General features: G+C 56.3%; 7 protein-coding genes. 2 read left to right on the top strand and 5 right to left on the bottom strand.

Annotation, left to right across the window (positions count from 1 at the left end; translation table 11 throughout):
- Positions 1–396: 396 nt before the first annotated feature.
- Entirely contained in the window at positions 397–1,986 is a 1,590-nt protein-coding gene (purH, locus tag ACUTQ5_RS21800) for a bifunctional phosphoribosylaminoimidazolecarboxamide formyltransferase/IMP cyclohydrolase (protein ID WP_445652945.1), read from the top strand.
- A gap of 51 nt (positions 1,987–2,037) precedes the next feature.
- Complete coding sequence (gene purD, locus ACUTQ5_RS21795; RefSeq protein WP_445652944.1) at positions 2,038–3,321, top strand: phosphoribosylamine--glycine ligase; 1,284 nt, start codon at positions 2,038–2,040, stop codon at positions 3,319–3,321.
- A gap of 45 nt (positions 3,322–3,366) precedes the next feature.
- Here purD and ACUTQ5_RS21790 read toward each other — a convergent pair whose 3' ends face one another.
- The 5 genes from ACUTQ5_RS21790 to hemE all read right to left on the bottom strand — a co-directional run bounded on the left by ACUTQ5_RS21790 (position 3,367) and on the right by hemE (position 6,935).
- Positions 3,367–4,005 (bottom strand): DUF1481 domain-containing protein, encoded by a 639-nt coding sequence (locus ACUTQ5_RS21790; RefSeq protein WP_445652943.1) that lies wholly within the window; start codon positions 4,003–4,005, stop codon positions 3,367–3,369.
- 69 nt (positions 4,006–4,074) lie between these two features.
- Positions 4,075–4,347, bottom strand: coding sequence for a nucleoid-associated protein HU-alpha (gene hupA / locus ACUTQ5_RS21785; protein WP_012004757.1), 273 nt, complete (start codon positions 4,345–4,347; stop codon positions 4,075–4,077).
- Between the two features lie 188 nt (positions 4,348–4,535).
- Positions 4,536–5,126 (bottom strand): YjaG family protein, encoded by a 591-nt coding sequence (locus ACUTQ5_RS21780; protein WP_012004756.1) that lies wholly within the window; start codon positions 5,124–5,126, stop codon positions 4,536–4,538.
- A gap of 48 nt (positions 5,127–5,174) precedes the next feature.
- Entirely contained in the window at positions 5,175–5,861 is a 687-nt protein-coding gene (nfi, locus tag ACUTQ5_RS21775) for a deoxyribonuclease V (RefSeq protein ID WP_445652942.1), read from the bottom strand.
- Between the two features lie 9 nt (positions 5,862–5,870).
- The gene (gene hemE, locus ACUTQ5_RS21770; protein ID WP_085118488.1) at positions 5,871–6,935 is read right to left on the bottom strand and encodes a uroporphyrinogen decarboxylase; all 1,065 of its coding nucleotides are present in this window, start codon (positions 6,933–6,935) and stop codon (positions 5,871–5,873) included.
- Positions 6,936–6,959 lie beyond the last annotated feature (24 nt).

Here is a 6,959-nt window from a genome sequence, read left to right as displayed (position 1 = left end):
CTCAGGATTTTTTCTCTTCGAACCCCGGAGACTCTGTGAAGTTGTTCACATGTTCCGTGTCGATGGAGGCGCATTATAGGGAGTTCTCAGGAGGTCGCAATAGGTATTTTCGACAAAAACGATCGTTTGCTGCATTCCACAGCAAAACCCCGCTTTATACCCTGTTGTTAACAAACTTATCCACAGAAGTGATTTGCCCGGAAATTTTACGAGCACCACGCAAACGTTTTCGCTACAATTCCCCGCGACGAAACGCTCCCCTTTTAATGGGGGCGTTACCTGAATCTGTGCCTGATTACCCCTTTATAGAGAGAAAAACCTTTCCTTATAAAGAGTAGAAGGTGGAAATTCACGTAACGCTCTTTTATTGCGACTCCAAAGCCAAGGGATAAAACCATGCAACAACCTCGTCCAATCCGCCGGGCCCTGCTCAGCGTCTCTGACAAAGCCGGTATCGTTGAATTCGCCGAAGCGCTGTTAAGCCGTGGCGTTGAACTGCTCTCCACCGGTGGCACCGCCCACCTGCTGGCAGATGCCGGCCTGCCTGTTACCGAAGTTTCCGACTATACCGGCTTCCCGGAAATGATGGACGGACGAGTAAAGACCCTGCACCCCAAAGTACACGGCGGTATTCTCGGCCGCCGCGGCCAGGACGATGCCATCATGGGTCAGCATGACATCAAACCGATCGACATGGTGGTGGTAAACCTTTATCCGTTCGCCCAGACCGTGGCGCGACCGAACTGCTCACTGGAGGACGCCGTCGAGAATATCGACATCGGCGGCCCAACCATGGTGCGCTCCGCGGCCAAGAACCATAAAGACGTCGCCATCGTGGTAAAGAGCAGCGACTACACCGCTATTATTACCGAGATGGATAACAACGACGGTTCACTGCAATACACCACCCGTTTCGATCTGGCCATCAAAGCCTTCGAACACACCGCCGCTTATGACAGCATGATCGCCAACTACTTCGGCGCACTGGTTCCTGCCTACCATGGCGATACCGAACAACCTGCCGGCCGTTTCCCTCGCACCCTGAACCTCAACTATATAAAGAAACAGGATATGCGCTACGGTGAAAACAGCCACCAGCAAGCGGCCTTCTATATAGAAGAGAACGTTCAGGAAGCCTCTGTCGCCACCGCAGAACAACTGCAAGGTAAGGCGCTGTCCTACAACAACATCGCCGATACCGACGCCGCACTGGAATGTGTGAAGGAATTCGCCGAGCCGGCCTGCGTGATCGTCAAGCACGCCAACCCATGCGGTGTGGCGATCGGCGATGACATTCTGGCAGCCTATGAACGCGCCTATCAAACCGACCCGACCTCGGCTTTCGGCGGCATCATCGCCTTCAACCGCGAACTGGACGCCGCTACCGCACAGGCCATCATCAGCCGTCAGTTTGTGGAAGTCATTATCGCGCCGAGCATCAGTCAGGAAGCTCGCTCCCTGCTGGCAGCCAAACAGAACGTGCGTGTACTGGCCTGCGGCCAATGGCAGCAACGTATTGCCGCCCTCGACTTCAAACGTGTCAACGGCGGCCTGCTGGTGCAAGATCGCGATCTGGGCATGGTGAGCGAAGGCGATCTGCGCGTGGTGTCTGAACGTCAGCCTACCGCGCAGGAACTGCGTGATGCGCTGTTCTGTTGGAAAGTCGCCAAGTTCGTGAAGTCCAACGCTATCGTCTATGCGCGCGACAACATGACTATCGGTATAGGCGCCGGCCAGATGAGTCGCGTTTACTCCGCCAAGATCGCCGGGATCAAAGCCGCGGACGAAGGCCTGGAAGTCAAAGGCTCCGCCATGGCGTCTGACGCTTTCTTCCCGTTCCGTGATGGCATCGATGCCGCCGCAGCGGTGGGCATCAGCTGCGTGATCCAGCCAGGCGGTTCGATCCGTGATGACGAAGTCATTGCCGCCGCCAATGAACACGGCATCGCGATGATCTTCACCGACATGCGCCACTTCCGTCATTAATCCTTCTTTTTGCCGCGTGCGCTACAGCGCACGCTCTGCGTGGAGCACCTGATGAATATTTTAATTATCGGCAACGGCGGGCGTGAACACGCTCTGGCCTGGAAAGCCGCTCAGTCACCGTTGGCAGATAAAGTCTATGTCGCACCAGGCAATGCCGGTACCGCATTGGAAAGCAATCTCGAGAACGTCGCGATCTCTGCTACCGATATTCCGGCGCTGGTTGCCTTTGCCCAGAGCCATGATATCGGTCTCACCATCGTCGGGCCGGAAGCGCCGCTGGTGATTGGCGTGGTTGATGCCTTCCAGGCCGCCGGCCTGAAAATCTTCGGTCCGTCCCAGGCGGCGGCCCAATTGGAAGGCTCTAAAGCCTTTACCAAAGACTTTCTGGCACGTCATAACATCCCGAGCGCCGAATACCAGAACTTTACCGAGGTTGAACCCGCGCTGGCCTATCTGCGTAGCAAAGGCGCGCCCATCGTCATCAAGGCCGACGGCCTGGCCGCCGGCAAAGGCGTCATCGTCGCCATGACGTTGCAAGAAGCCGAAGACGCGGTTCAGGACATGTTGGCCGGTAACGCCTTTGGCGATGCCGGTCACCGTATCGTGATAGAAGAGTTCCTTGAAGGTGAGGAAGCCAGCTTTATCGTGATGGTCGACGGCGAGAACGTAGTGCCGATGGCCACCAGCCAGGATCACAAACGTGTCGGCGACGGCGATACCGGCCCGAACACCGGTGGCATGGGTGCCTACTCCCCAGCGCCGGTGGTCACTGATGAAATCCACCAGCGCGCTATGGATCAGGTCATCTGGCCTACCGTGCGTGGCATGGCTGCGGAAGGCAATACCTACGTCGGCTTCCTTTACGCCGGGCTGATGATCTCCGCCGACGGCCAGCCGAAGGTGATTGAGTTCAACTGCCGCTTTGGCGATCCGGAGACGCAACCGATCATGCTGCGCCTGCGTTCTGATCTGGTCGAGCTGTGTCTGGCCGGTGCAGAAGGCAAGCTGGACGAGAAAACGTCCGAGTGGGATGAACGTCCTGCGCTAGGCGTAGTGTTGGCAGCCGGCGGCTATCCGGGTGATTACAACAACGGTGAAGTCATTCAGGGTCTGCCACAGCAGGAAAGTGCCGACGGTAAGGTGTTCCATGCAGGTACCCGCCTGCAGGGCGATGACGTGGTCACCAGCGGGGGGCGCGTGTTATGCGTAACCGCACTGGGTGAGACGGTGGCTCAAGCGCAACAACGCGCCTATCAATTAGCGGAAGGTATTCAGTGGCCGGGTAGTTTCAGCCGCAAGGACATTGGCTATCGGGCGATTGCACGCGGCAAATGATCTGAACACTACAACGCTCTTGGGCTCCGCAATGCGGGGCCTTTTTTATAGCTGGTCTTCTTTCGGTTCCCAGCGGCAAAAATCATCGTTCGCCACCAGCAGCAGTTCACGCCCTTCCGGCGCATCCAACCAGGCTATATTCACCGGCTGACTGCTATTACGGGCACGTCGCGCGATCCAGACTTTGGCACTGCTATCCAGCTCCGGCTTCAAGGTTTGGCCATCACAGGTTTGCACTACTCCCTGCTGCCAACGCCCCTGCAACAACTTCACCTTACCGACGCGCAGCGCATTGCTCAGTTCCAGCACCCGTCGTGCCTGATATCGATACAGCGCGATTTCATCGCTGGTCAGTTGTTCACGCCGCGTGGCCAGTTGGCGCTGCATAAAGCTTACTCCACCGTCATCGGCAAAGCGTAATTGAATGGAGTCTTGATCGCCATCGGCGTCAGTGCGTTTGATTTGGCGCAGCTTACCGTCTTGATATTCGTACAGTGTGGTAACGGTGCCCGGACCACGATAGGGGCTATAGACGCTCATCAACACCAGTGGACGGTGCCGATCGTCATCTTTACGCCACAGGCGCATCACGCCCTGGTCGGCCACATAACCGCTGGCACTAAAGGAAGGAAGATCTGAATGACTGCTGCAGGCGCTCAGGCCAGCGGCAATGCCGATGACCATAAGCGCCTGTCGGATAAACAAAAGGGGCACAATTGCCCCCCAGTTTAATCTTTTCACCAACACACAGTATTACTTAACTGCGTCTTTCAGTGCTTTGCCAGAAACGAACGCAGGCACGTTAGCAGCTGCGATTTTGATTTCTTTACCAGTCTGCGGGTTGCGACCAGTGCGCTCGTTGCGGTGGTTTACCTTGAAAGTACCGAAACCAACCAATTGTACTGCATCACCTTCTTTCAGAGACTCAGTAATAGCAGCCAGGGTGGATTCCAGAGCCAGTTTAGCTTGTGCTTTGGAAAGGTCAGCCTTGTCCGCGATTACATCAATCAGTTGAGTCTTGTTCATAAGTTATCCTTACAGTGTGTTTATCGTTTGCAAAGCATCGAGTGCGACGGATATGCCGATGTACAGCACTCCCTGCATACACGCACCGATAGCCACTTTTTTTCCGCCCCCCAAATGTAGACCAGACAGGGTGCGGATGTGAAGCCTTAAGGCATGACAAATCAGGCGTTAAATCACGTTTTCTTGCCTTATTGCGTTAATTTTATCCCGATATTACTAACCGCAGCCTCGCGGAGGTCAGAACGCAACCCTTTGATCAGTTCCAAATCGCGTTCTTCGCAGTCAGCCAACAGGCGGAAAATTTCCCATTGGATGTCCCATTCTTCCTCTACCGCAGGCAAAACCTTGAGCTCATCGTCGGTCATTTCTTTACCGGCCTGAGTCATTTCCAACATCGCCACGGTGCGAATTGACGTTTCGCTGATGGCGATGGCGTGCTCTAGCGTCTCCCCGCTGAGTCGCGAATGGATCAGTTCCCCTAATGCGATACAGGCGTCAATCGCCGGGTAAACGCCGTAAAGATCGTAATCTTCTGCCGCGGGTATCGCCTCTTCCAACTTCTCCAGTTGGCTGTCAAAGTTGACCTTGGCGTCCTTGACCACCAGAGTTTCCCACACCAAATCCAGAATGCGGCGGTAAATTGCCGGTTCGCCGAACTCGGTTTGCAGGCAGAACATCTGGTAATTCGGATACATACGCTCGCACAAACTAGCCATAAAGGTCAAATGTTGCCAGCTTTCAAGCTTTTCCAGACGTAAATGAATCGGGTTACGTAGCATTATTCACTCTCTTACGCGTTATCTGCGCCGCAGTGTACCCGAAATCGGTCATTGCGACACCTCTGGATGCTGCTGCAGCCAGCGCTGGAAGGCCGGGCGGCGTGAGGCGATGGCGTCGGCCCAGCGTGTAGGTTCCGGCAAACGGTAGCCCGCCATGCAACGTTGAACCCACGCCAGTGCACTGTCGGCACCGACGCGGTGACCGGTGGAGATAAACAGCGGATTACAGCGCGCCTTACTGCGCCATACCCAACCAAGCTGCTCGCCTTTGTCCTCCAGCGGGGCCAAAGCGCCTACAGCCTCATCCAGCGGGGCGAACTTACCGCACAGGCGCTTTTTGGCTACGCCGATGGTCGGCACGTTAACCAGCAGGCCAAAATGGCTGGCTACGCCCAGACGGCGCGGATGCGAAATGCCATGACCGTCAACCAGCACCAGGTCAGGCTTTTGATGCAATTGCTCCCAGGCTGCGAGCAACGCTGGATATTCGCGGAACGATAAAAAACCGGGGATATAGGGCATGGTGGTGGCAACCCGTGCCACCTGGTACTCCACCAGTTCCAGCGACGGATAGCGCAGGATGGCGATGGCAGCTCGAGTCACCGCGCCTTCCTGCTCAAAGCCCACATCGGCACCAGCGATAAAGGCCGGTGGAGCGACCAAAAAATCATCCTGGCGAATGACTTCGGAGGCGCGCAGCCGTTGTTCTGCACGCAGGGCTTGAGTCTCTATCACATCCAATCCTTAACGATGGTATTTCCCCGACTGCGCGTGGACCGCCTCAACAAAGGCACCGGCGTTTTCCGGCGGTACGTCCAGGTGAATGCCGTGGCCCAGGTTGAATACGTGTCCTTCGCCGTGGCCAAAACCGGCCAGAATGGTTTCCACTTCCTGACCAATCCGCTCAGGTGACGCATACAGCATGGAAGGGTCCATGTTGCCCTGCAGTGCGACTTTGTCCCCTACGCGGCGGCGTGCATCAGCGATATCGGTCGTCCAGTCGAGGCCGAGCGCGTCACAACCGGTGGCCGCCATCGCCTCAAGCCACTGGCCGCCACCTTTGGTGAACAGCGTGACCGGCACACGACGGCCGTCGTTTTCACGCAGCAGGCCGTCAACAATCTTGTGCATGTAATGCAGCGAGAACTCGCGGTAGTCACGACCGGTCAGCACGCCACCCCAGGTATCGAACACCATCACCGACTGCGCACCGGCTTTAATCTGGGCGTTAAGATACAAGATGACGCTGTCTGCCAGTTTATCCAGCAGCAGGTGCAACGTAGCCGGTTCGGCGTACATCATTTTTTTCAGTTTGGTGAAGGCTTTACTGCTACCGCCTTCCACCATATAGGTCGCCAGCGTCCATGGACTGCCGGAGAAACCGATCAACGGTACTTCGCCTTTCAGCTCACGACGGATGGTACGCACTGCGTTCATCACATAACCCAGTTCCACTTCTGGGTCGAACGCCGGCAGCTTGTCGACATCGGCACGGCTGGTGATAGGCGAGGAGAAACGCGGGCCTTCACCGGCTTCGAAATACAGGCCCAGCCCCATGGCATCGGGAATGGTGAGGATATCGGAGAACAGGATCGCTGCGTCCAGCGGGAAACGACGCAGCGGCTGCAGCGTGACTTCACAAGCCAGCTCCGCATTCTTGCACAGCGACATAAAATCACCGGCCTCGGCGCGGGTAGCCTTGTACTCCGGCAAATAACGACCGGCCTGACGCATCATCCATACAGGGGTCACATCCACCGGCTGACGCAGTAGTGCGCGCAGGTAACGATCGTTCTTCAACTCATTCATTATGGGGCTCCCTTATTCATCTGC

The sequence above is a fragment of the Serratia sp. NA_112.1 genome, from assembly GCF_052691715.1.
This window is presented reverse-complemented; position numbering and strand designations above follow the sequence as displayed.